This is a genomic window from Nocardia sp. NBC_01499 (genome assembly GCF_045040275.1).
GTDB lineage: Bacteria > Actinomycetota > Actinomycetes > Mycobacteriales > Mycobacteriaceae > Nocardia.
Window position 1 is genome coordinate 6,645,019 of sequence record NZ_CP109426.1, and the last position, 23,818, is coordinate 6,668,836.

Annotated in this window: 21 protein-coding genes; 12 read left to right on the top strand and 9 right to left on the bottom strand. The window is 65.2% G+C overall.

Annotated features, from left to right (window positions below):
• Positions 1–146 precede the first annotated feature (146 nt).
• The 3 genes from OG203_RS30385 (at position 147) to OG203_RS30395 (ending at position 3,161) form a co-directional block, all read left to right on the top strand.
• Positions 147–344, top strand: a complete 198-nt coding sequence (locus tag OG203_RS30385) for a hypothetical protein (RefSeq protein ID WP_405160662.1) — start codon at positions 147–149, stop codon at positions 342–344.
• 134 nt (positions 345–478) lie between these two features.
• Positions 479–1,153, top strand: coding sequence for an AraC family transcriptional regulator (locus tag OG203_RS30390; protein ID WP_405160663.1), 675 nt, complete (start codon positions 479–481; stop codon positions 1,151–1,153).
• Positions 1,154–1,787: 634 nt separating this feature from the next.
• A complete protein-coding gene (locus tag OG203_RS30395) occupies positions 1,788–3,161 on the top strand; it encodes an MFS transporter (protein WP_405160664.1) in 1,374 nt (457 codons plus the stop codon).
• 46 nt (positions 3,162–3,207) lie between these two features.
• Here the strand turns inward: OG203_RS30395 and OG203_RS30400 are convergent, their stop codons facing one another.
• Together OG203_RS30400 and OG203_RS30405 are read right to left on the bottom strand one after the other, a co-directional pair.
• Positions 3,208–4,146: an undecaprenyl-diphosphate phosphatase gene (locus tag OG203_RS30400; RefSeq protein WP_405160665.1), complete on the bottom strand. Its 939-nt coding sequence runs from the start codon at positions 4,144–4,146 to the stop codon at positions 3,208–3,210.
• A gap of 309 nt (positions 4,147–4,455) precedes the next feature.
• Positions 4,456–5,949, bottom strand: coding sequence for a peptidoglycan DD-metalloendopeptidase family protein (locus OG203_RS30405; protein WP_405160666.1), 1,494 nt, complete (start codon positions 5,947–5,949; stop codon positions 4,456–4,458).
• Positions 5,950–6,746: 797 nt separating this feature from the next.
• Here OG203_RS30405 and OG203_RS30410 point away from each other — a divergent pair.
• Positions 6,747–7,337, top strand: coding sequence for a hypothetical protein (locus OG203_RS30410; protein WP_405160667.1), 591 nt, complete (start codon positions 6,747–6,749; stop codon positions 7,335–7,337).
• Positions 7,338–7,455: 118 nt separating this feature from the next.
• On the opposite strand, the gene OG203_RS30415 is transcribed toward OG203_RS30410, so the two are convergent.
• Positions 7,456–8,349 (bottom strand): esterase/lipase family protein, encoded by an 894-nt coding sequence (locus OG203_RS30415; protein WP_405160668.1) that lies wholly within the window; start codon positions 8,347–8,349, stop codon positions 7,456–7,458.
• A gap of 267 nt (positions 8,350–8,616) precedes the next feature.
• Here OG203_RS30415 and OG203_RS30420 point away from each other — a divergent pair, with 267 nt between their 5' ends.
• Both OG203_RS30420 and OG203_RS30425 read left to right on the top strand, forming a co-directional pair.
• Positions 8,617–9,204: a hypothetical protein gene (locus tag OG203_RS30420; RefSeq protein WP_405160669.1), complete on the top strand. Its 588-nt coding sequence runs from the start codon at positions 8,617–8,619 to the stop codon at positions 9,202–9,204.
• A gap of 80 nt (positions 9,205–9,284) precedes the next feature.
• Complete coding sequence (locus OG203_RS30425) at positions 9,285–10,124, top strand: GNAT family N-acetyltransferase (RefSeq protein ID WP_405168055.1); 840 nt, start codon at positions 9,285–9,287, stop codon at positions 10,122–10,124.
• Here the strand turns inward: OG203_RS30425 and OG203_RS30430 are convergent.
• The gene (locus tag OG203_RS30430; RefSeq protein WP_405160670.1) at positions 10,117–11,469 is read right to left on the bottom strand and encodes an FAD-binding oxidoreductase; all 1,353 of its coding nucleotides are present in this window, start codon (positions 11,467–11,469) and stop codon (positions 10,117–10,119) included. The two genes, OG203_RS30425 and OG203_RS30430, sit on opposite strands and share 8 nt — an antisense overlap.
• Positions 11,470–11,867: 398 nt before the next feature.
• Between OG203_RS30430 and OG203_RS30435 the strand changes: the two genes are divergently transcribed.
• Entirely contained in the window at positions 11,868–13,412 is a 1,545-nt protein-coding gene (locus OG203_RS30435) for a glycoside hydrolase family 172 protein (protein ID WP_405160671.1), read from the top strand.
• A 161-nt stretch (positions 13,413–13,573) separates the two neighbouring features.
• On the top strand, positions 13,574–13,969 hold the full coding sequence (locus OG203_RS30440; protein WP_405160672.1) for a hypothetical protein: 396 nt from the start codon (positions 13,574–13,576) through the stop codon (positions 13,967–13,969).
• 12 nt (positions 13,970–13,981) lie between these two features.
• On the opposite strand, the gene OG203_RS30445 is transcribed toward OG203_RS30440, so the two are convergent.
• Both OG203_RS30445 and OG203_RS30450 read right to left on the bottom strand, forming a co-directional pair.
• Entirely contained in the window at positions 13,982–14,950 is a 969-nt protein-coding gene (locus tag OG203_RS30445) for a GlxA family transcriptional regulator (RefSeq protein ID WP_405160673.1), read from the bottom strand.
• Positions 14,947–15,585: an HD domain-containing protein gene (locus OG203_RS30450; RefSeq protein WP_405160674.1), complete on the bottom strand. Its 639-nt coding sequence runs from the start codon at positions 15,583–15,585 to the stop codon at positions 14,947–14,949. Before OG203_RS30450 ends, OG203_RS30445 begins: the two co-directional genes overlap by 4 nt.
• 201 nt (positions 15,586–15,786) lie before the next feature.
• Here OG203_RS30450 and OG203_RS30455 point away from each other — a divergent pair, with 201 nt between their 5' ends.
• Entirely contained in the window at positions 15,787–16,956 is a 1,170-nt protein-coding gene (locus OG203_RS30455) for an alpha/beta hydrolase fold domain-containing protein (RefSeq protein WP_405160675.1), read from the top strand.
• Here the strand turns inward: OG203_RS30455 and OG203_RS30460 are convergent.
• From OG203_RS30460 to OG203_RS30470, 3 genes are all read right to left on the bottom strand, one after another.
• A complete protein-coding gene (locus OG203_RS30460) occupies positions 16,906–18,006 on the bottom strand; it encodes an ABC transporter permease (protein ID WP_405160676.1) in 1,101 nt (366 codons plus the stop codon). The two genes, OG203_RS30455 and OG203_RS30460, sit on opposite strands and share 51 nt — an antisense overlap.
• Before the next feature lie 186 nt (positions 18,007–18,192).
• Positions 18,193–18,654, bottom strand: coding sequence for a GNAT family N-acetyltransferase (locus OG203_RS30465; protein ID WP_405160677.1), 462 nt, complete (start codon positions 18,652–18,654; stop codon positions 18,193–18,195).
• Positions 18,655–18,736: 82 nt separating this feature from the next.
• On the bottom strand, positions 18,737–19,972 hold the full coding sequence (locus tag OG203_RS30470) for a cation:proton antiporter (protein WP_405160678.1): 1,236 nt from the start codon (positions 19,970–19,972) through the stop codon (positions 18,737–18,739).
• A 304-nt stretch (positions 19,973–20,276) separates the two neighbouring features.
• On the opposite strand from OG203_RS30470, the gene OG203_RS30475 reads away from it, so the two are divergent.
• From OG203_RS30475 to OG203_RS30485, 3 genes are read left to right on the top strand one after another with little or no spacing between them, the layout of a single operon-like run.
• Positions 20,277–21,062 carry an SDR family oxidoreductase gene (locus OG203_RS30475; protein ID WP_405160679.1) on the top strand — a complete coding sequence of 262 codons (786 nt, stop codon included), beginning with the start codon at positions 20,277–20,279 and terminating at the stop codon, positions 21,060–21,062.
• 10 nt (positions 21,063–21,072) lie between these two features.
• On the top strand, positions 21,073–22,251 hold the full coding sequence (locus OG203_RS30480; protein ID WP_405160680.1) for an acyl-CoA dehydrogenase family protein: 1,179 nt from the start codon (positions 21,073–21,075) through the stop codon (positions 22,249–22,251).
• A 45-nt stretch (positions 22,252–22,296) separates the two neighbouring features.
• On the top strand, positions 22,297–23,478 hold the full coding sequence (locus OG203_RS30485; protein WP_405160681.1) for an acyltransferase family protein: 1,182 nt from the start codon (positions 22,297–22,299) through the stop codon (positions 23,476–23,478).
• The last annotated feature ends 340 nt before the right edge of the window (positions 23,479–23,818 follow it).

Genomic DNA, 23,818 nt, shown 5'->3' on the forward strand with positions numbered 1-23,818 from the left:
GTAGATCAGCTGCCCCTGGGGATGTCGATGCGTGGCCATACGTTCGCCATGTGGCAGAGCCGGGCGTGGAACGAATTGGCGGGTTTCTGGCATCAAAAGTCGATCTATCAGTGGTTGTCGGCGGGGAACTCAACGACAGTGGAGGTATGAACCGAGTCGAAGACCGTTGGGCGATCAGCGAATTGATGACGGCCTGGAACCACGGGACAAGGAGCGAGCTGGCCCATCTGCTCGAAACCGCCGGGCCCCCGGTGACCGGCAACTATCCAACTCGCTGCAGCAAGCGGGCGACGGCAATCCTCGAAGCAGGCAGCGCATGGCTGGCCGAGTCGAACGTCGCATAGCGCCGAGACGCGATCCGGATAGCGCCGACCCGGCTGCCCGGACGCTCGCAGGCACTCGGTCACCGATCCTGAGCATCGAGCGGAGCGGGGCGCAAGTTCGCCGAACCATCGACTGGCATGCGCATGACGACGCGATGCTGTTGTGGTCGGCGACCGCGACCGTGACGATGAGTACCCCCGCGCGCGACTGGCTCGTGCCGCCCGGCTACGGCCTCTGGGTTCCGCCTCGGATCGTGCACGCGGAGAAGGCATTACGGGCAGGCGAACTTTGCGTCGTGCGATTCGCACCGGACCTCTGTCCTGTCTACTGGCCCGAACCCATCGGCATCGCAGTGGGGCCTTTGCTGCGCGAACTCATGCTGTACCTGCACGAAGCCGCGCCGGACGACCCCGGCCGCACCCACGCCGAGCCGCTGGTCTTCGACCTCCTCACACCGCTCCCGGTCAACGCCATCGACGTGTCCATGCCGACGGATCCACGAGTGCGGGCGATCGCCGAGCAGATCATCGCCGACCCGAGCGACACCCGCGAGCTGACATTCTGGGCACACCAGGTGCATGCCGGGGTGCGCACCCTGTCCCGGCTGTTCGTCAACGAAACCGGCCTGACGTTCGCGCAATGGCGAACGCACGTCCGCATGCGGGCCGCGGCCGAGCATCTGGCCAGTGGCCGATCCGTCAACGTCACCGCGCGAGCCGTCGGCTACCGCAAGCCAAGCGCGTTCATCGCCGCTTTCCGTCGTTCCACCGGCCGAACACCCGGCACCTATCTCCAGGTAGGAGCGACAACCGACTTTAAGCAGCAGTAGTCGGTCATGGCATCGGCGCAGGCCGATTCGGGGTACTTGTCGACCCCTGTGCGGCACGCAGGCCAGTGCTGTGTCATGAATGGAGAACGAATGTCGGTCCTGCAAGACACCGCAGTTCCGTGTCCGAGCGCAAGGCGAGCGCCGGCTGGATGGTCGCAGCGTTGGTGCTTGGCATCCTGGTCTAAGGCGCTCTGGCGGCCAAGTGAATTGGGTGAACGCATCCTTCTGACGATCGGGCAGCACAGCGCTGCTGCCCGAGTCGGAGCTGACCATGATCGAGTACGAAATCCACTTCAGCACTGCGTGATCCGAGATCTCGGCCTATGCGAATTGCAACTATGTTGTCACCCAGGGCCTTTGGCAAACCCATGCCGAGTTACTCTCTCGCAGTTCTTGTTCGGTGATGCACCTCACATGCACTAGCGGAGTCTCAGCCGGTCGCATACGTTCACATTCGTAAACGATTGACATTTGTGAACGCACGATCGTCTGGGGGCGGGTGCAATCTCAGTGACGAGCCGGTGCCGCCCAACAGGCTTCCGCTGCCGATAGATTCGACCCCGCATTCTGCCCTGCTGCCACGAATCGTTGTCCAATATGTCTGGATCCGTTCTCTGTAACAGTTCGTCAGCCCATGTCTGATGCCACGGATGTCCATCCCGCGACCAAGTCGTCGATCTATACACCTGTGGTGCTGGTGTGCTGCGCGTCGTTCTTTCTCATCACCCTCGACGCGACCATCGTGAACTCGGCGCTGTACTCCATCCAGTTGCACTGGAGTGGCTCGATCGCGGCCATCCAGTGGATTGTCGACTCCTACACCATTGTTCTTGCCGCACTGATGCTTTCGACCGGCGCGCTTGCCGATCGGGTCGGCGCCCATCGGCTGCTGGTTCTCGGTCTGTGGTTGTTCATGATCACCTCTGCCGCCTGCGGCTCGGCCCCGATGCTCGGGCTACTCATCGCATTCCGCGTCGCGCAAGGAATCGGCGCGGCGACGATGCTGCCCGCTTCCCTCGCACTGCTCACCCTCGCCGTCGTCGACCGAGCGGCGCGCGTCAAAGCGACCTCGCTGTGGGCAGCGGCGGGAGGGATCGCCGTCGCCGCGGGGCCGGTCCTCGGCGGCGCGCTCACCACCTGGATCGGCTGGCGGACAATCTTTCTCATCAATATCCCGGTATGCGCGATCTGCCTGTTCGCTTTTCGCACAGCGAGTTTCGCGAAACCGGCGATCGCCCGAAGATTCGACCCGGCCGGACAATTGCTCGCTACGGTCGGGCTCGTTGCCCTCACCGGTGGCGTTATCGAATTTCGCGGCGACCACCGACTCGGCGCCGTGCTCTGCGGCGCGGGCGTGGTTTCCCTTGTGCTCTTCCTGGTGGTGGAGTCGAAGATCCCGCACGCAGCGATACCGACATCGTTGTGGCGCAACCGAGTATTCGATTCCTGTGTCGCCACCGGGTTCGCACTGAACTTCGCTTACTTCGGTTCGGTGTTCGTCCTCGGCCTCCTTGTTCAGCAGGTCTTCGGATACTCTCCCGCGCTCGGCGGTGCCACCTTCATTCCCCTGACCATCTTCATCACCGCTTCGAACCTCTTCGCGGGCAAACTCATCGCCAGGTTCGGTGCGTTCACGCCACTGATGATCGGGCAACTTCTCGAAGCCGCGGGATTCTTCGCCGTGGCCTACGGGGTGCACACCCAATCCATGCCGACCATCCTGATCGGCATGGTGCCGATCGGAGTCGGCGCGGGCACCGCGTCCCCGCCGATGATGTCGACCTTGATGAATTCGGTCGCACCATCGGATTCCGGCCTGGCAGCAGGCGCACTCAACTGCCTGCGCCAGATCGGCACGGTGCTCGGCGTCGCCGTATTCGGCGTTCTCATCGCGAACAATATCGTTACCGGCGCCGCCCGAAGTCTGGTTGCCTCCGGCGCGATCCTCGTATTCACTGCAGCGCTGACCACGCTCTTCATCCCGCGCGGTCATCTCTCGACCGACTGACTGCGTCCCCCTCCAAAGTCCTTCGGCGGCAGCGTCGAATGTGGGTTCAGCTGAATCGGATGATGGAGAGCACTCCGGCGACTACGCAGTAGACGGCGAAGGGGAGGAGGGTGCGGGTTTGGAAGTAGCGTTCGAGGAAGCGGACGGCCAGCCAGGAGGAGAGTCCGGATACTAGGGCGCCGACGAGGACTGGGCCTCGGATGCCTACGGTTTCTGGGCCGATCAGTTCTGGTACCTCTAGGACGCCAGCGCCCAGGATTGCCGGAGTCGCAAGGAGGAAGGCGAATTTGGCTGCCTGCTCGTTTTCGAGACCGCGCCATAGACCGCCCACCATGGTTAGACCTGCTCGACTGAAGCCGGTTAGGAGCGCTCCGGCTTGCACGAAGCCGATACCGACGGCGTCCCTGACGTCGAGGGCGGCTAGTTGGCGGTCGGATTGGCGGCGCGGTGGCGCTTCGACGGTGAGCACCGCGGTGCGGACCTGCTGTCGGGCGAAACGGCGCCCGTATTCCGCCAGTGTCGGCTCATTGCGTCGACGTAGTCCCTCGCCGACGATCAGCACGACACCGTTCAGTACCAGGAAGACGCTGGCGCAGATCGGCGCGGCGAACAGTGCGTGTAGTGGATGTTCCAGCACCGGCCCGAGGACGCCGACCGGAACGGTGGCGATCACGATCAGCAACGCAAGTCGTTGCGCGACGGTGTCGAGACGCCCGGTCCGTATCGTGGTGATGAAGCCGGTGACGATGCCGCACCAGGTGCGCCAGTAGTAGCCGAGTAGTGCGAAGGCGGTCGCCACGTGCAGCGCTACCACGAATGCGAGATATGGTGTGCCCGTTGCCGACTCGGTCGGATTGACCAGTGTCTGCCAATCGCCGCCGAGCCAAGCCGCGACCAGCACGGAATGTCCGAGGCTCGAGATCGGGAACAGTTCGGTGACACCCTGCACCGCACCGATGACAGTCGCTTGAAAGTAGGTGAGCATCGCGACGAGTTTCGCATGCGAACCACGGCACCGCAGCACGGCCCCGCACGTCGACCGTTATGCCCGAATCGCCACTCTCCCAGTGACTTTCGTCCGATTCGAGTCATTCCGACCGCCTTCGACAAGCTCACGGCTGCCGAGCGGGACGGCACACTCGCGGGCGCCATAGTGCTTCTGCGGGAGTAGAACTCGGCGCGGCTGGAAGTCCGCGCGACGAAGTGGGCGAGACGCGCGGTGGAGGCGATGGCGCGCACAGCGCACCGCCTCCACCGCGCGGATCGGATCAGCCGATCGGCTTGGGGGCATTCGTCATTCTGTCCACCAGCTGTTCGTCCAATCGCCGCCGGACCAGTCGTCATCCGGCCAATCGTCTTCTATCCCACCATCATCCGGTGATTCATCGTCTGGCCCTTGTTCGTCCGTCCCCTCGTCGCCCGGCTTGGTACCTCTCGGCGGTTTCGGAGAATCGCCAGGTTGGCACGCCGGTGCCACCGGGCCATTGCTGCCGGTGTCGACGAAGCCGTCACTGATCCACTTGCCGTTGTCGAGTTTGTTCCACAGGTCGGTGGTGCCCCATTTACCGCTGAGCCGGTCACCGCGCGCCGTGCAGGCGATCGTCAGGACATCGCCGTTGCGGGCCGCGCCGACAACCGAATTCCGGGTACCGGGACCGGAACGCAGGTTGACATTCCGATTCCGGTCGGGGAATGGACGGACGGTGCCCTTGGCCAGCGTCGGATTCGGTTTGGGCGTAGGCGGTTTGGGATCGGTCGGTTTGGGGGTCGTCGTCGGTGGCTTGGGGTCCGTCGGCGGTTTGGGATCCGTCGGGGTGGGCGGCTTCGGCGGGTTCGAGTCGTCACCGCCGCCGAAGTTGTTCAGCCTGCCGCCGGTTCGCACTTGCTGACCCTCGTGCTCGGCGTATCCACCGTAAGCCTCGGGGCCCTCATGGAAAGTCCACCCGCCGAGGGTTACACCGTTGACGGGCACCGGCTGCGAGCCCTTGTAGAGCGACATATGCACGTGCGCCCCACTGGCGAAGCCGCCGCACGGCAGCTGGGTACCGGTCCGGCCGAGGTACGTTCCCGCCGAGATCTCGGTGCCGTCGGCGGCGCCGATGATGTCGGTCATGTGGTAATAGGAGGTGGTGAAACCGTTGTTGTGCACGATCTTCACCTCGGCACTTCCGTTGCGGACACACGTCTTGTAGACGCGGCCCGCGGCGGGGGCCATCACCCTGCCGTCGCCGCCGTTGAAGTCCACCGAGTTGAACGGTCGGCTGTCGCCGCTGATGCCGTGCGGCCCGCCACCCATGTACCAGCTCTGGCCCTGCTTCCACGGCAGCGAAAGCCCGGTGTTGCCCGAACGTGGTTGCGGCGCAGTCAATGCCGCCTTCTCGCCGCCGCTCACCACCGATTCCGGCGCGTCACTGACCATGCTGCCGAACTCGGGGGTGTCTTCCAGCGCGACCTGCCAATCCCCCTCATCATCGATTTTCGCCACGTATAGCTTCGATTTCGGCGTCTCCTCGCTCTCGCCGTCCTGCGGGACGGTCACGGCGCCGAAAACCCATTCACCATCGCTGCGCATACGGTCGATGACCGGGGGTTTGTCGCTGTCGGTGGCCTTAGGCGTCGGCTGCGTGGCGAGGGTGTCGGTGATCGCGTCGTCGAGGCCGTCCGCGGTCGGTTCCGCGCTGACCGGGCCGACGGTCACCGTCAGGCCGATGATGGTCGCAAGGACGAGCGTGGTGACTGCACTAGGGAATATCCACCGTCCGGCAAGGCGTGGATTGATCGATCTCAATGCTTTCTCCGTCGGTCGTGATAATCGTCGATCGATAGGCCGAAGCGGCCGAGGGAGGTGGGTGTCGGCATATAACGTATCGGTCTCACTTGCCTGTTCGGATTCCCACTTCCCAGCCGGAAGTGTAGGCTAGGCAATTAGCGACAGACGGAAAAGTTAGCCATTCTATCAATGGAGTTAAGCCGGGGGTTCAATTACGATGAATCCGCGTATTTGATGTGCTCCATGCATCATTGATAATTGTGCAATCATGCATGGACGGCATCGCCTCCTCTGGCGGGCGCATCCGTCTGAGGCCTCCTTGGCCCGCCCTGGGAGCGCCTTCTGTCTGCACTCTCGCCCTACCGTGGTTGCCACTGCCTGGTGGCGGGTGCGTACGAAATTAAATTTCTACTTAATTGCCTACGCCCATGGCATATTGAATTCACCACGCGCTGAGTCCTAGATGCCTCAGGAACTTTGTAGGCAACTAAACCCGCGGTCAGGGATCTATATCTGATGCACGCAATATCGTTCAACTATGAATATTACTCGGCCTGGTATCGAAGGGTGGGGTGGTCTGAAAGTAATACCGATCAGAGTCGGCTCGACGACTTTTGGCGGGATCCGCGATATTGATCCGAGGCCCACCGCCATCACTCTGTCGGGACCAAACGACGAAACGACGTACAGTCACGGCCTGCAACTCTGAACTAAAAGTACGTCCGATCGTACGTTGAGAAAGGAGTGTGACGGCGAACCTTCAGATGTGAGTACGGCATTGGTCTTTTCCCGCCCTCTCGCGATAACTTGATCAGGTGATCAGGAATTCGGTACCCACGACGGCGGGAGCATGGCGGGCGGGTGACGGCACCGCGGTGTCGTTGCGGGAGGCGACGGTGGCGTGGGCGCTTGCCGCGCACGCGGAACTGTCCGAGATCGCCACCGGGTACGGGCATTTCATCACTATCGGCGAGCTGGCCGAACGGGTGCAGGAGGTGTCCGGCGTGCACACCGGCGCGCCGACGCGCACCTGGATGGACGCCATCCTGCGCAAGATCGCGCGACGCTGCCACAGCGCGGGAGAGCCGCCGCTCACCGCACTCTGCGTGCGGCAGAACCACACCGTCGGCGACACCTACAAATACGTGCTCGAGCTTGCCGGATTGCCGATCCCGGACGACCTCGAGCTGCATGCCGCCTACGCCCGCTGGCAGTGCTACGCGCACTACGGTGCCGCGATGCCCGCCGACATGGCCGTCCCGCCGCTCACCCCCAAGGTGGCGGGCAGCCGATCGCCGAGCACCGTCGCACAGGTCGAAATCAAGCCGCAGCCGACCCGCGCGACAGTATGCGCACAGTGCTTCATTCAGCTTCCCGCCAACGGCAAGTGCGAGTACTGCGTGTAATTCGCGAGTTAATCGGGACGAACCTGCCGGAGGCCAACGTGGCCAGTGCGGGTGAATGATCGCCCGCCCACAGCGCGGCTTGCCAGCACGCAACGCTCGAACGCCTCATCTCGGACGGCTAATTCGGTTGGTCGGTACTGGGCGCGGGGCATGGATCGCCGGTGAATGGCAGGCCCAATGCTCGATGTACCAGAAAGGCGACGGCGGGGGATTCCGGGAGGATGCCGTGGTGGAAAGTATCGGTGGGGCAGACGTCTTGGACCCATAGATTTTCGACGGTGGCGTCGCGGCCGGCACGGAGGAAGGTCAATTCGGGCGGGGTGACGACGTGGTCGACGCGGGTCGCGATCGCCGTGTAATGCACGCCGGGCTCGGTGTCGCCGCCGGCGTTGAGGGTGCGGATGAATTCGCTGCCCGTCAACTGCTGCGCCGCCGAGGTGCCGAGCACCCTGGCTATCACGCCGTCGGAAATGGCGGACGCACTCCCCGAGGGCAGGAAGTAGCCGAGCCCATCGGCCGTGGTGCCGTGGTTGGTGCCCGCGATGGTGACGAGGTGATCGACCTTGTTGCGGCTCGGATCACCGCGATTGGCACCACCTTCGAACCGCAGGTACTGCCGCGTCAGCGGTGCGCCTTGCGAATGCGCGACGATATCGACCTTCGCCGCACCGGTGACCCCACGCACCCGTTCGATGAACGCCCCGAGTTCCTTGGCCGAAGCGCGAATATCCGCGGTACCGAAAACCCCGGGAGCCGAACCGCGCACACTGAACGGCGCATGCCCGTAATTGAGCGAAAACACGCACACCCCAAGGGCTTTCAGCTGCGGGGCGAGCGTATCCCACTGGCTTTGATTCCCCCACGTCCCATGTACGAGCACCACCGGCTCCGGCCGTTTCGCAGTGGGAACGCATCGCCAATCGTTCGCCCCCGCGGGCGCGACGCTCCCGTCCAGGGTGACATCGGCGAAAGCCGGACCGGCCGCGACCATTCCCGTAACCGCGAGCGCCACAGTAAGACTGATTCCCAAGCGGCACCGACGTGAATCACGCACACGCATCGAGACACGGCTCCTTTCGCCAGCAAAAGAAGATCTGCTCGGCAAATCGGATGCCAGTCCAGTCACCAGGTGTAACTGGCCCATGGAACCATTGTGGCGAATGAGTAGCAAACACATTTCCGGAGTGGCGTGGAAGGTTTCTCACTCGCGCGAGGATCATGGCCGAAACCAGGGTTTTCCCGGAGGCCGGCCGACCGTCGCCCTGCCAAGCTTGGCACCGTGAAAGCCCCTGGAACGCTTCTTATTTCCGCACCGCTGTTGTTTTCCGCATACGGAGTGATCCGGCTGTTCGGTCTGGCGGACGGCCATTACGGTCCTGGCGTCGATTGGCAGGCCGCGCACATCGTCGGCTTGGTCGGCATCGTGTTGTTCATCCCGGCGGTGCTCGGAATGGAACGCATGCTCCCGCAAGGTAATTGGCGGACCGGGACGGTAATCGTCACGCTGGTCGGGTTGGCAACCACGATTGTGCAGTTCGGCGCGGACATCGTGTTCGCGCTTCAGGCCGAGAACGAGGCCGACATGTCCAGGCTCAGCCATGATTTCTCGGCAATCCCTGGCGTCCGTTTGACGTTCTACATGGTGGGGCCGCCGCTGTTCTTCCTCGGCCTGATAGTGCTGTCCGTCCTGCTCGTCCGGGCCGGGCGACTGCCATGGTGGAGCCCGGTCGTGCTGGCTTTCAGTACCGTGTTGCCCATGCTCACGCTCGACTTGATTCCCCTCGCGGGCCTCGGCATTCTCGCCTCGGTTCTCCCATTGAGAAGTCCCGCCGACGAATGCGATGCCATGCTGCGCGCCCCGAGGTAAGGCAGTCGTGCCACGGTTAAAAGGTTGTCGCCCTGATGGTTCCCCCTGGTAGGAATGCAGCCATGTCGCCTGAACCCAGCCTGTTCGCCGGAACGGACCTCTCGGCCCGCGTCGAGCGCGTAGAGCGGTCGCTGATGGAGGAGGGCGCCCGCGCCACCGCGCGACGGGACCCGCGGACGCGGGTGCTGCTGCTCCCGATCGGCACCGGCACGGCCGTGTGGGCGGGCGCGAACTCGCCCCTCGACAAGGTTGTCGGCGCCGGTATGGGCGACGACTTCGACGACACCGCGCTGAACGCGGTGGAACAGGCTTTCGCCGAGCGCGACGCACCGGTCCAGTTCGAGGTCTCGACCCTCGCCGATCCCACCGTGGTCGAGCGCCTGACCCGCCGCGGCTACGTGCTGACCGGCTTCGAGAACGTGCTCGGCCTGCGGCTCGACCAGGGCAGGCAGGCGAACTCGGCTGCGGGAGTTCAGGTCTCGGCCGTCGGCCCCGAGGAGTTCGACACCTGGTTGAACGTTCTCGTCGACGGCTTCGCCGCCCCCGACACCCAGGGCGTCGCGTCCAACGAGGACTTTCCGCGCGAGTCCATCGACAACGCGACCCGCGACATGGCCGCGGTAACCGGCTTCACCGGCGCACTCGCCCGCATCGACGGCGTCCCCGCCGGCGCTGCCAGCCTGCGCCTCGCCGACGGCGTCGCCCAGCTCTGCGGCGCGGCGACCCTCCCGGCCTTCCGCCGCCGCGGCATCCAGGCATCGCTGCTCTCGACCCGCCTGGCCGCCGCCGCATCGGCGGGCTGTGACCTCGCCGTGGTCACCACCCTCCCCGGCTCGAAGTCACAGCAAAACGTCCAAAGGCTCGGCTTCCAACTCCTCTACGCCCGCGCCATTCTCGTCAGCTCGCACGCACTCAGCTGACCAACACCGTGTGTATTCGGTTCCGCGGGTCTACCTTTCGGCGAACGTCATCGAGCCGCGGATAGTTGTGCGCGTAGTAGCGCTCCATCGGGTCGCCCAATTCGAGGTAGTTGACGTACGCGCCCGCGGAGAACGGTGCGATGAGGCGGTGCGCGTCGGCGATCCAGGCGGCGGCTTGCTCGTGCGGGATCGGTTGGTAGTTACCCCATTCCACGAGGGCGGCGTGCTCGCGCCACGGGAAGGCGGAGTCTTCGGGGAGGGTGTCGCGGACGGCGCCGTCGAGCGTGTTGATCTGGACCCATCCGGTGCCGCCCGCGCGGGAATGCTCGGTGATCGCCTCGATGACCGCGGCGATAGCGTCTTCGGAGAGTTCGGTGACCACGTCGGAACCACAGGTGAAGGTGGCGCGCGGCTGAGTGGCGCTGCCGCCGGCGAGGTACATGACCGTGTCCATGTGATTCAGACTCCGGTAGTCCACATTGAGCGGTTTCGTCGTCGCGCCCATCAACGCGACCGCTGCCTGGATGCCCTCCTTGGCCGGGCAGACCAGCTGCATCCAGCATTTCAGTCCGCCGCGCCCGTCCGCGTCGATGCTGACGCAAGCCCACTCGCTCGGTTCGGCGGTACCGAGCCAGGTCAACCATCCGGCGATCACCTGACCCGCGAGCTCCCCGGGAAAGGCCAGCTGTACAACGTCTTTCGGGGTCGCGGGACAGGTGCGATAGGTGAGCGAGGTGACAATGCCGAGATGGGGGCCGCCACCGCGGATGGCCCAGAACAGATCCGGCCGGGTGGTCGGCGACGCCTCGGTCACCGTGCCGTCGGGCAGCACCATCGTCGCCGCGGCGAGCCGGTCGCAGGTCAGGCCGTAGCGGCGGGATTCGAAGCCGAGGCCGCCGCCGAGGGTGAGCCCGGAAATACCGACCATCGGGCACATCCCGGTGGGAATCGTCTGCCCGTCCCGGTCGAGTTCGCGGTACACCGCGTTCAGCGTCATGCCCGGCGCGACAACGGCTTCGCCGTCGCGGTACTTCACCCCGGACAACTGGCGCAGGTCGATGATCATCGCGCCGGTCGCCGACGAGGCGCCCACATACGAATGACCGCCCGCGCGGGCCGACAGCACCAGGTCGTTCTCGGCGGCGAAGGTGACCGCGGCCGCGACGTCGTCGACCGTGTCGGCCCGGACGACGGCGGTCGGCTTCGCGTCGTCGAACCGGGTGTTGAAGATCTGCTTCGCCGTCGGGTAATCCGTGTCGTTCTCGAGGAAGACACGACCACGGACGAGCTTGTCGAGCTTGCCCCAATCCACGCCCGCCGCGATGCGGCCGGAGGTTTGCGGCATGGGCTCGGCGCGCGCGACGCGAGCGCCGGACCTGCCGGGTAGACCGGCCAATGCCCAGCTGGTTACGCCGATTCCGAGTGCGCTCCGCAGAAAGGTGCTGCGCGAGATGTTGGTGTCGATGGCCCTAGCGTAGGGGTGTGACCACGTAAAACAGCGGTACGACACCTGCTGTCGACGCCCAGGTGCGGGCTTGGCGTCCGTTCGAGGCGGTGCGATGAACCGCCCATCCGGGACGGCCGCAGGTCCGAATACAGGTAGGTGGCTACCCGATGAATGATCATCATTGCGAGTGTCGAACCGAGGCGCGACTACCTCGTCGGCGTCGGTGATCTCGAGGTGTCCGGTGCTGGAATTACGCGAGGGAGACGTCAGGCGTGCTTGTCGATCGCGGACCTCGGGTGCGAGCGTTGGCAATCCGGGTGCTGATGGCAGTCGGAGTGGCACTGCTGACCGTGCCCGCGGTGGCGGCCGCGCAACCCGCGGCTGTGGTCGCGGACACGGCGGGCGCCCCGGCGGCCGTCATGGGGTGGGATACCTATCGGCGGCTGGACGCGTTGCCGTATCTGAGCGGTGCGGTGCAGGCGCAGCAGTACTCCAGTTACGACCGCAGCGGTGGCAACAAGGACTGGACCGGCGGCTGCCTGAGCTACGACGGGCCACGCTGCGTGGTCGCCGACGACGATGGATCCGGCGAGATCGATTCGATCTGGTTCACCATCAACAGGGGAGACGTCACCGCGCTCGGCAACATTCGGATCGACCTGGACGGCCGGACCATCCTCGACGAGCCGCTGCAATCGGTGGTCGACGGCGCGTACGGCCCACCCTTCGCGTTCCCCCTCGTGGCGAACGCCAAGCAGTCGCCGGGCGGTGTTTACATCAAAGTACCTATGCCATATAGGAATTCGATGCGAGTCAGCGTGTCGAAGCCCGTGTCCTACTACCACGTCACCTTCCGTCACTTCCCGAACTCCGACGGCGTGCGGACCTTTGACCGGTCCGACCTGGCTCTCGACGTGCTCGCCACGCTCATGGCCGCCGGTAGGCGAGATCCGAAACCGATGGTTCCCGGCGCGCGAACACAGACTCGCACGGTGGAGGTTCCGACCGACACCGCCGTGGAGATCGCCAACGCGGCCGGGCCAGGCAGTATCTCCACATTGCGAGTGCGGTTGCCTGCCGGGACGGACCCCACCGGCGTGCGGCTACAGATTCGATTCGACGGTCACGACCTGGTCGATTCGCCGGTCGGCGAGTTCTTCGGCGCCGGACTAGGTCCGGTGGACGTGCGGTCGCTGATGTTCGCATCGAGCGCGCAACCCGGCGGATGGTCGTCGTCGTGGTGGCCGATGCCGTTCGCCCGCGATGCGGTGGTGACGCTGCGCAATAACACCGGCAACCCGATCCGCGGCATCGACACGGAGGCGGTCGTCGTCCCCGACACTAAGTGGGGCCCGGCGCTGAGCAGCGGCGAGGCCGGGTATTTCACCACCCAGTCGCATGCCGGGCCCACCACACCGGGTGTCGACTGGCCCTTCGCGACCGCGACCGGGACCGGGAAGTTCGTCGGGGTCAGCCACTCCATGAGCGGTCGCCACGTCGACTCATCGATGGGCAAAGACGCGGTGTTCATGGAGGGCGACGAAAAGGTCTACGTCGACGGCTCATCCACCCCGCAACTGCACGGCACCGGCACCGAGGACTTCTATGAGGGCGGCTGGTTCTTCGACTATGGCAAGCGCTACACCTTGCCGCTCACCGGCCAGCCCACCGTGCACATCACCGACGACCAGTGCGTGGACTACTGCGCAACCGCCTACCGGCTGATGCTCGCGGACGCCGTCGGCTATCGCACGGGCCTGCGATTCGGCATCGAACACGGACCCATCAATGACGAACAAGCCGACTACGGCTCCACCGCGTTCCTCTACACGCGCCCCTGACCTGGGCTGACGCGCGCGGGTCCGTCTCGCGGACGAGCAGTGCGGCCGGAAGTCGTTCCTGAGAGGGATGCCGGTGGGGGTCCGCAGGGCGATGTGCCCTATCGCCGCTGGCAAGAGAATTCTCGGTAGTCGCTTGCCAAGGAAGCCGGGAGGGGCCCGTGATGACCGATGTGATGCGGAGTGGGAGCTACATCGCCGCCACCGTCGCGGAACTGAGCCAACACAGTGCCGCGGACAAGGCGGCTTGCCTGGTCAGCCAGCGCGCGCTGTTCCCCCGGCGCGGTCGCATCGAACTGACCGACAAGGGCCTGGTGCTGACCGACTGGAGCGATACCGGCGATCTGACCCTGTCCCGCGAGGCCATTCTGTCCTTGCGCCGCGAATTCACCTCGCTCTACGGCAGATTCTTCGGCGGCCTGCTCAATGCGGGAAAGCCGCTGATCCTGCAGACGACTACCGCGGGCGTTATCTACGTACTGATCGACCGCCGCGAACTCTCCGAGTTCACCAGCAACCGTCGATGGGCGGCCGCGATCGCCGCGTGGCGCAGGTCGTAGCAGCGGTGCCGCCTACTCGGGCTCGGTGGTCGTGGTGAATCGATGTTGGTAGGTGCTCGGTGCGATGCCGAGGTGATGGTGGAAGGCGCGGCGGAGCGTGTCGTCGCTGCCGAAGCCGCTGCGTGCGGCGGTCGCGGTCACGGAATGTCCTTGGTCGAGCAGCATTTGGGCCTGTTCGAGCCGGACCCGTTCGAGATAGCGGGCCGGGGTGGTGCCAAGTTCTCGGCGGAACAGCCGGGTCAGCTGGCGCGAACTGGTGTTGGCGAGCGCGGCCAGCACGGGAACGGTGTAGTCCCTGGTCGGATCGGTGTGGATGGTGTCGAGCAGCGTGCGCAGGGTGTTGTCCTGCGGTGCCGGCGTGCGGATCGGGACGGAGAACTGTGATTGGCCGCCCGGTCGTTGCAGGAAGACGACCAGTGAACGGGCCACCTCGCGGGCGAGCGCCGGGCCGTGATCCTGTTCGACCAGGTGCAGGGTGAGATCGATACCGGCGGTGATCCCCGCCGAGGTCATGATCGGTCCGTCAGTGACGAAGATGGCGTCGGGATCGACCTCGACGCCGGGGTTGCGTCGTTGCAGGGCCGCGGCGTGCCGCCAGTGGGTGGTCGCCCTTCGGCCGTCGAGCAGACCCGCGGCGGCGAGCACGAACGCGCCAGTGCAGACCGAGGCGACTCGTGGCGCGCGTTGCGCCAATCGCGTTACCGCGCAAACGAGTTCGGTCGGCAATGTCGCGGCGACCAGCTCCTCCGAGCCGGGTACAACGAGGGTGTCCAGCTTGTGCGTGTCCGCGGCGGCGCGGTCGACGTCGAATCGTAAGCCGGTGGAGGAGCGCACCGGCGCACCGTCGGGGGAGATCAGCGTGATCCGGTAGTCGGCGCCGCACCGATTGGCCTCGGTGAACACCTCGCTCGGCCCGGCCACGTCGAGCAGCGTGACGCCGGGGAACACAAGCACGCCGACGACGTGCGGTCGCGATGTCATTGCGGCCACGGGCTGGTTTGGATGACCTCGACGAAATCGGTCCGGACGAAGCCGGGCAGGAAGTGGGCGAGGACGTCGGCATTGACGGTCCCGAAGGTGCTGTCCGGGCGATCGGCGAACCCGTTCGTGAACGCGGCGAGGATCTGTCGCTTGAAATCGGGGCGGGGATGGGCCGCGGTGACCGCCGCGATATCGGCCGGGCCGAGGTCGCGGTAACCGATTCCGAGGACATCGGTTTCGACACCGGCCGTCACCAGCGCGATCTCGGGTGCCATGTGCTCGGGAATGCCCGGCGTGGTGTGCAACGCGATGGCCGTCCAGACGCGCTGTGCCGCCTCGTCATCGATGCCGTTGGCGGTGAGGAATCGCCGGGCCTCGTCGGCACCGTCGACCTCGAATCGCTGGTGCTGGGTGCGGTAGGTGTCGGTCAGTCCGAGGTCGTGGAACATGGCGCCGACGTACAGCAGTTCGGGATCGGGCTTCAGTCCGCGCCGCTGTCCCTGCAGCATCCCGAACAGGTAGACGCGCCGGGAGTGATGGAACAGCAGCGGCGGGGCGCTGGTGCGCACCAGTTCGGTGGCCTCGGCGACCAGGCGGCTGTCCGGAATCGTGATGCCTGCGATGTGCTCTGTCATGGGAACGCTCCTTGAACGAGGGGGCTTACCTGTCCCAGAATGCGTGCTTCGATGGCTCGTCTGCCGTGTCCGTTCAGACCGATACACCGCAGATTAGGACATCCTCCGCCTTCCGGCCGTATACAACAAGTGCGCCTCGGTGACCGCCCGCGGTCGGCGTGCCATCGGGACTGGTGCGGGCGGGCGTGGGTTAATGTGCGGATGGTCATTCGCTGGCTGGTAGCGGCATTGGCGGCCGGAGTTGCCGCGGTGATGGTGCTTTTCATTTACGTGATCATCGCGGTCCGGGTCCCCGCGCCCTTCGTGGTGCTGACGCATGTGGTGAGTGACTATGGGCTGTACCTGATTCCGCTCGGGCTTGCCGGATTTGTCTTGTCGCTGATCGCTTTTGGCAAGAAGGGCCGCGTCGGGGTGCGCCGGGTGGCGGCGGTGACCGGGCTGGTCTGTCTGCTCGGCGTTGTCGGCGTAGGCTTCCCGTCGGCCGCCTCGTGGGGGACGGCCGTGCGGCAGGACGCGAAACTGTCGTTCCGCGACTACCTTTCGGGCGGCACGAATACCGGCGCGCCGGTCGAATCGTTGAGCACCGTGTACAACACCGTCGACGGTCAGGACCTGAAGCTCGATGTGAAGCTGCCCGAGGGCACGTCGGCCCGGCCGCGACCGGCGGTGGTCTGGGTGCACGGCGGCGGCTGGACCAACGGCGATCGCGGGGAGGCGCCGCAGTGGCATAAGTGGTTGAACGACAAGGGATATGCCGTCTTCGCCATCGAATATCGGATGGCGCCGCCCGCGCGCTGGAATCAATCGCCCGCCGATGTGAAGTGTGCCGTCGGATGGGTCAAGCAGCAGGCGGCGAAGTATGGCATCGATCCCGAGCGGGTGATGCTCGCTGGCGGCTCGGCTGGCGGCAATCTCGCGCTGATGGGTGCCTACGCCGACGACCGGGTGTCGCCGAGTTGCGCGGTCACCGACACGTCGGTCAAGGCGGTCGCGGCGCTCTACCCGGTGCCCGATTTGGTCGAGGCGTGGCGCGATTCCGGACTGCCCGGGCGGATGCACACGTTCCTCGAGGATTACACCGGCGGCACCCCGGACCAGGTGCCCGACCGCTACAAGGCGGCCTCCCCGGTCACCTATGTCCGCCCGAATGTGCCGCCGACCCTGCTCATGCACGGCAATCGGGACCACGTCGCGCCGTATCGCGGCTCGGCCGAACTCGCCGAGCGGCTGCGCCGGGTCGGCGTCGAAAACCAGTTGCTCGCAGTGCCTTACGGCGAACACATCTACGACTTCACCTGGAACGACTGGGGCAGTCAGCTGTCACGACACGTCTTCGGCAAGTTCCTCGCCGACCACTTCCCTGCCTCGTGACCGAGCGTCGTGCGCGTTCTCGATGACTCGCCCGCCGGGATGACGACTGCGCCAGATCCAGAACACCGCACACGCGACGAGTGCCCATCCGGCGAGCACCAGAAACGGTAGAAGATGTTGGTGCGCACCGAAATACACCGCGGTGTGCTGCGCGTTGACGGACGCGCCCGGCGGCAGCCAGCGGCCGATGTGGCCGAGCAGCGACGGCAGCAGCGGCCAGGACACCGCTCCGCCGGAGGACGGATTGCCGAGCAACACCATCAGACCCCAGGTCGGCAGGATCGCCCACCGCCCGAACAGGGTGTTGAACATGGTGAACACCATTCCGGAGGTGAACATCGTCAGCGACAGGATGCCCCACGACTCCGGAAACGGTAGCCGCAGCGCACCGAGCACCCAATCCGCCACCGCCGCAATGGCAAAGCCGCCGCACACCGCGTACGCCGCGGTGAAGCCGATCCGCTCGACGGGGTTCAGCGCGGACGCGTGCACGCTGAATTGGGTCGCGCCGACGAATCCGATGATCACGGCGGCCAATGAGATATAGAAGATCGCGAGCCCGCGCGGATCGCCGCGCTGCAATGGCACGACATCGGTGACCTGTGCCGGAACCTGTACCGCAGGCCCGGCCGTGGTGGCGACCTCGGAGAGCAGCTGCGCGACCGACTGCCCGGACGCACTCGAGATATCGAGATGCACCCCGGGCGCACGCGCGGTGACGATGGCGAAGACCTGCTGCTCCTCGATGGCCGACCGCGCCGCCGCCGCGGTGTCATAGCCGCGCACCGCCAGCGAATCACCGAGTGAGCGCTGCATCTCCGTCAGAAACCGTTGGACCGAAGCATCCTGCTCCGGCCCGACCACCGCGATCGGAATATGGCGCGGCGTCGGATTCGCCAACGCGTACGTATACGACCCGGCGAACAACCCAGCCGCGGCGGTCACCAACAGCACAAGCACCGTCGCCGGCAGGTACGGCGAAGCCCGCACCATCGCCAGCCATTCGCCGCGCGTCCGCCGCCGCCCATGCTGCCCTCGCAGGTTAGCCATCCCCGCACACTAGGTCCCACCAGCCACGATCCCCGCCACCCACGCCGCAACCCCGGCTCGCCAGCGACCGCGCCGACTGGTACAACCACGCCAACCTCGCCTGGCACGAGCGGGCGGTCACTGCATCCCCCTGGGAACTCCCCGACGTCTGGGTGGCCGATCTGCGCCGCACCTTCCGCCCGCGCCTCAGCTGAGGATCAGCTTCATCCCCTCATGTGTTTTCTCGAACCCGATCCGCTCGTAGAAGCGGTGCGCGTCGGTGCGAGACTTGTTGGTGGTGAGCTGAATTCGGACGCATTCGCGGGCGCGCGCCTCATCGATCGCCCACTGCATCATGCGAGCACCGATACCCTGCCCGCGCAGGTGCTCGGCCACTCGCACCGACTCGACCTGGGCGACCGTACCGCCGCGCCACAGCAGGTACGGGATGAACGACATCTGAAAGGTGCCAGCGACTTCGCCGTCGAGTTCGGCCACCGCAAGCAGTTCGGACGGGTCGGCGGCTATCCGCTCGAACGCCGAGAGGTAGTACTCGGGCAACGGTGGGCCCAACTCGACCGGGATGTGTGTCCGCAGGTCTTGCGATAGCAGGCGCACGATGTCGCCCACATCCTCCCGCTCGGCCGCCCGCATGATCAACTTCTCCATCCTCCCGACCCTAGTGACCGGTGTCCAGGCTCGGTCGTGGAGGTCAACCGGGCCGTCGAAAGGTCTTCCAGCGGTTCGCTGATCATGACGCCAGCCGGGTCTGCGCCACGGCGGGGGCGGGCAGGTGCCGCACCTCGGAGGTCACCCCGAACAGTCGCAGCAACGGCGACGTCATCGCCGTTGTCACCAACGCCATCACGACCATGATCGAATACAGTTGCACCCCAATGAGTCCCGTGGTCAGGCCGATGTTCAGGATGATGAGTTCGGTGAGTCCCCTGGTGTTCATGAGGCTCGCCAGCGCACCTGCCTCACGCGGTGCGATACCCGTGGCGCGCGCGGCGAAGTAGGTGCCGCCGAGTTTTCCGACCAGCGCGGTAAGCAGGACCGCGAGCAGTTCGACGATGCCCGCGCGGTCGAGCGAGCCGAGATCAACCTGGAGCCCGGCCACGACGAAGAAGGCGGGCAGGAAGACCGAACTCAGCAGTTGCGCACCGGTTTCCACCACCGGCCGGTGCGTGCGGGGAAAGATGACGCCGAACAGGAACGCGCCGAAGATCAGGTGCAGGCCGATCCACTCGGTAGCCGCACCCCACAGCAGCGCGCCGGAGACGGCAAGGAAGATCATCGTATTGTCGCTGGTCGCCGCGGTGGAGCGGGAGGCGCGGACGAGCAACGGGCGCACCAGCCACCACATCGCCGCCACCAGCGGCACGAAGAGCAGCAGGCGCCACTGATTACTGACGCCAGGTCGGGCGAAGCCGATGACCAAGGCGAGCACCGTCCACGCCAAAATGTCGTCGATGGCCGCGCTGGCCAGGCTGAGCTGGCCGATCCGGGTGCCCATCAGGCCGCGATCGAGCAGGATGCGGGCCAGCACCGGAAACGCGGTCACGGCGAGCGCGCAGCCGATGAACAACGCGAAGGTGAGCCGATTTCCGTTGTGGTATCTGGACAGCGCCACCAGGGCGACCGCGCAGCCGAGCGCGAACGGCACGAAGTAGGCCGACAGCGACACGCTGGCCACGGTGCGACGGTTGCCGTTGAACGAGCCGCGATCGATCTCCAGCCCGGCCAGGAACATGAAGATCATGACGCCGACATTCGCGAACGCGCTCAGGTAGGAACGGACGTCCTGTGGAAAGACCATTCCGGATAAGTGTGCCCCCAGAATTGTGGGCCCCGCGATGATTCCCGCCGCGATTTCGCCGATTACCGCGGGCTGGCCGAGCCGTACGGCCAGCCTGCCGAGCAGCCGCGCCGCCACCGCGATGAGCACGAGATCCACCAGCAGGAACACCATTTGGTTACTGGGCAACGTTCGCTCCGTTCGAATTGGGCATGCCGTGGCCGCCCGGCTCCTCCGCCGCCGGAGCTGCGCCGAGAAGGCCGCATCGATCGATGTTTCCCGGTTAGCCGCCCGACTCCCCGGGTACAACGATAACGCCCACCGCCGACCCCGGCGAGTTCACTGTGATTCACGGCACATTGTCGCGGATCCGGTCTCGCGTGCTGGCGGAAAGTTGCACCTACTTGTCGTGGATCGCGCTGGTCAGCGGCGGGTCCGAGTGGCGATACTTCGAACCTAGGCTCGAGTGGCCCCAGTGAGGGGGAGGCACTAGTTGTTCGAAGACAAGACAGTTCTGATCACCGGCGCCGCAACAATTATCGGCACCGAAGTGGCGCGCGTATTCGCCAGTTATTCCGCGGACATTGTGCTCGGCGATATCGATGAAAGTGGCGGCCGTAGCGCTGCGGCCGACGTGGGGGATCGGGCGGCGTTCATCCCGCTCGACATTCGCGACGACGAATCCATCGCGCAATTCATCGCCAAGGCGGCCGGAAATAAAGGGCGGATAGACACATTGGTGAATATCGCCTGCATCTACGGCGACGACGAAACCACCGATGTGCGGGCGCAATGGCTCGACGTGCTGAATACGAACGTGGTCGGCACCGCGCTGATGTGCGAAGCCGCACGGCCCTATTTGGCGGAGTCGGCGGGTTCCATCGTCAACTTCACCTCGCCGAGCGGCCATGTCGCCCAGCACGGCCGCCTGCAATACCCGGTGAGCAAGGCCGGGATCGCCCAGCTCACCCGCAGTCTCGCGCTGGCGTACGCGCCGGACGGGATCCGGGTGAACAGCGTGGCACCAGGCTGGACCTGGTCGCGGGTGATGCGTGACAGCACCGGCGGCGATCGGGCACGCACCGACCGCGTCGCCGCCCCGTTCCACATGATCGGCCGTGCGGGCGACGCGGCCGAGGTGGGTGAGGTGGCCGCCTTTCTCGCCTCGCCCAAAGCAAGTTTCGTGACCGGCGCCGAATGGGCCGTCGATGGCGGATACACGGCCCTCGGACCGGAACAGACCTCGTCGGCGATCGCCGAACTCGCGCAAGAGAATTAGGAACACGACGGTGAACAAAGAAACGTTATCGGCCACCACCCTGCTGGCCGCGGCCCGTTCCGTAGCACCCAAACTGGCCGAGCGCCGCAGCGAGATCGACGCGGCACGGCGCATTCCGGACGATATCGTCGAACTCCTGCGCGCCCACGGCATCTACCGCATGTGCTTCAGCACCGAACACGGCGGACCGGGACTGACCTCGCTGGAACAGCTGGAGATCGTCGAAGCACTGTCCTACGGCGACACCGCGACCGGCTGGTGCGCCATGATCGGCGCGGCCACCGGCATCTACGCGGGCTATCTGGACGATCAGGGCGTCGCGGAACTCATGCCGACGCTTGATCTGATCACTGCGGGCCTGATCTTTCCCGCGGGCCGTGCCGAACGCGTCCCCGGCGGCTACCGACTGTCCGGGCGCTGGAAGTTCGGCAGCGCGATCACCCACGCGGACCTGGTCATTGGCGGCGCGTTCGTGCTGAGCGACGGACAGCTGGCAGCGACACCGGACGGTCGGCCGGTGGTCCGGATCTTCTACATGCGGCGCGACCAAGTCGAGGTCTTCGACACCTGGGACACCACCGGCCTGCGCGGCAGCGGCAGCAACGACTACGCGGTCAAGGACCTGTTCGTCCCGGACCATCATTCCTTCAGCTTCAGTGAACGCAAAAGTGGCACAGGCAAATTGGCCGAGCCGGAGGCACTCGCCCGGATCATGCCCGCGGTACCGCTGGGCACCGCGCGCGCCGCGCTCGACTACGTGCGCGATCTCGCCGCGGGCAAGGTGATCGCCGCCACCGGGCAGAAGTGGGCCGACAACTATCGCGCGCAATACATTCTCGGCGAGTGCGAGATGGAGTACATCGTCGCGCGTGGCGCGGTGGTGGAAACCATTGACACACTGTGGGATTCGCTCGACCAGGACCGGTTCGCGAACCTGCCGCCTGACCAGCGGATCAGTACCGCGCTTGCGCGCACGCACTCCTTCCGCGCCGCCCGTGGCATCGTCGCCCGCCTGTGCGAGCTGGTCGGCACGGATTCGATCTACAAGCCGAATCCGCTCGATATCTGGCTGCGCGATATCAACACCATGGCGACACACATCATCGCCCACGACACCGTTATCCAGTCCACCGGCGCCTTCCTGCTCGGCGGCCAGCCGGAATTCCCGTTCGTGCTCGGCCTCGGCTGAGCACGAACGGACACAATGCCGAGCTGTTCGGGAGGTATCAGCCGCATGTCCGATCGTCCACGGCTGCCATCGTTGACCGGGCTCCGGTTCTTCGCGGCACTCTCGGTATTCGTATTCCATTCGATGCTGCCGAACTCGCCGATACCGCCGTTTCATCCGGTCAACTTCTTCGCCGATCCCGACCTCGCGCACAACAGCGCGGTGGTGGTCGGCAAGATGGGGTTCCTCGGCGTTTCCTTCTTCTTCATTCTCAGCGGATTCGTGCTGACCTGGTCGTGGAAGGACGGACAGAGCAAGCTGCTTTTCATTCGGCGCCGGGTGGTGAAGATATTCCCGAACCATCTGACACTCTGGGTGATCTGCATGGTGTTGTTCGCCGCGGCCATCACGCCGTGGAAGGCATGGCTGCCCAATTTCTTCCTTATCCACGCATGGTTCCCGCAGAACTACATCAACGCGGGCGTCAATACCCCGTCCTGGACGCTGTCGTGTGAGTTCTTGTTCTATGTACTGTTCCCATTCCTGGTACCGCTGATTATGAAGATTCCGGCGAAATACCTCTGGTTTGGCGCTGCGGCGATGATAGTGGGTATGGCGTTGATCGAGGTGGTGGACGTCTATCTGATACCGAACTCGGCGAAATCAGAGCTGACGCCCATCCCGGTCCTGCAATTATGGTTCGGCTACCTGTTCCCGCCGGTTCGGCTTTTCGAATTCTTCCTCGGTGTGTTCATCGCGCGGATCGTAGCGGCGGGCCGATGGCCAAGGCTGCCGATCTGGGTCGCGCTGGTCGCCTGCCTCGGCGGGTACCTCGTCGCCATGTACACCCCGTTCGTCGTCGGGTTCTTCCTCGCGACGGCGATGCCGCTCGCGCTGCTGATCGGCTCGGCCGCGATGTCCGATATCGAGGGCAGGTCGCGGTTCCTGTCCAGCAGGTTCGTCGTCTGGCTCGGTGACATCTCGTTCGCCTTCTATATCTGTCAAGGGGTAGCGCTTTTCTACGTCCGGCGGCAAATGGGTGACGTGACATTCAGCGCGCCGGTCGCGGTACAGGTGATCCTTGGATTGTTCGGCTTGAACATCCTGCTGGCCTGGGCGCTGCACACCTTCGTGGAATCACCGGCCATGCGCCATCTCGCAAGGCCGAGGCGCAAGCGTGGTACGCCCGCTCCCGCGGCTGTGTCGGTAGAGACGACGCTTCCGCAAACGCAAATCGCGGGAGATTAGACACCGTTCTGCGCGAAAATGTTCGCTCTGCGCGAAACTCGAAGACTAGATGTTCGAGCCCGGTCTGCGAGGTCGACACAATGCGAGTTCGCTCAATGAAACTTACTTGCCGGGCTACTCGAACAGAGTTACGATGATGATGTTATTCGAGACGAGCGTGTAGAGATTGGGGGGCCGTCTTTCCGGCCGCACGCGGATTTGATTCATGTTCCGCGCTCCGATGGCCGAGGTCATAGTACGACAATTCTTCGGTGCATACCTTCAGGTGTCTGCGGATAGTGGCGACAATGCTCGCCCGATAGGCAGCGCGATGCTCGATGAAACGGCGCGGCGGGGTCCG

Bases quoted from the DNA above. Each gene is read 5' to 3' on its own strand.
- OG203_RS30385 (WP_405160662.1), top strand. From the start codon at position 147: ATGAACCGAGTCGAAGACCGTTGGGCGATCAGCGAATTGATGACGGCC.
- OG203_RS30440 (WP_405160672.1), top strand. From the start codon at position 13,574: ATGACCGATGTGATGCGGAGTGGGAGCTACATCGCCGCCACCGTCGCG.
- OG203_RS30430 (WP_405160670.1), bottom strand. From the start codon at position 11,469: ATGCCGCAAACCTCCGGCCGCATCGCGGCGGGCGTGGATTGGGGCAAG.
- OG203_RS30460 (WP_405160676.1), bottom strand. From the start codon at position 18,006: ATGGCTAACCTGCGAGGGCAGCATGGGCGGCGGCGGACGCGCGGCGAA.
- OG203_RS30395 (WP_405160664.1), top strand. From the start codon at position 1,788: ATGTCTGATGCCACGGATGTCCATCCCGCGACCAAGTCGTCGATCTAT.
- OG203_RS30390 (WP_405160663.1), top strand. From the start codon at position 479: ATGCTGTTGTGGTCGGCGACCGCGACCGTGACGATGAGTACCCCCGCG.
- OG203_RS30400 (WP_405160665.1), bottom strand. From the start codon at position 4,146: ATGCTCACCTACTTTCAAGCGACTGTCATCGGTGCGGTGCAGGGTGTC.
- OG203_RS30450 (WP_405160674.1), bottom strand. From the start codon at position 15,585: ATGACAGAGCACATCGCAGGCATCACGATTCCGGACAGCCGCCTGGTC.
- OG203_RS30445 (WP_405160673.1), bottom strand. From the start codon at position 14,950: ATGACATCGCGACCGCACGTCGTCGGCGTGCTTGTGTTCCCCGGCGTC.
- OG203_RS30465 (WP_405160677.1), bottom strand. From the start codon at position 18,654: ATGGAGAAGTTGATCATGCGGGCGGCCGAGCGGGAGGATGTGGGCGAC.
- OG203_RS30455 (WP_405160675.1), top strand. From the start codon at position 15,787: ATGGTCATTCGCTGGCTGGTAGCGGCATTGGCGGCCGGAGTTGCCGCG.
- OG203_RS30485 (WP_405160681.1), top strand. From the start codon at position 22,297: ATGTCCGATCGTCCACGGCTGCCATCGTTGACCGGGCTCCGGTTCTTC.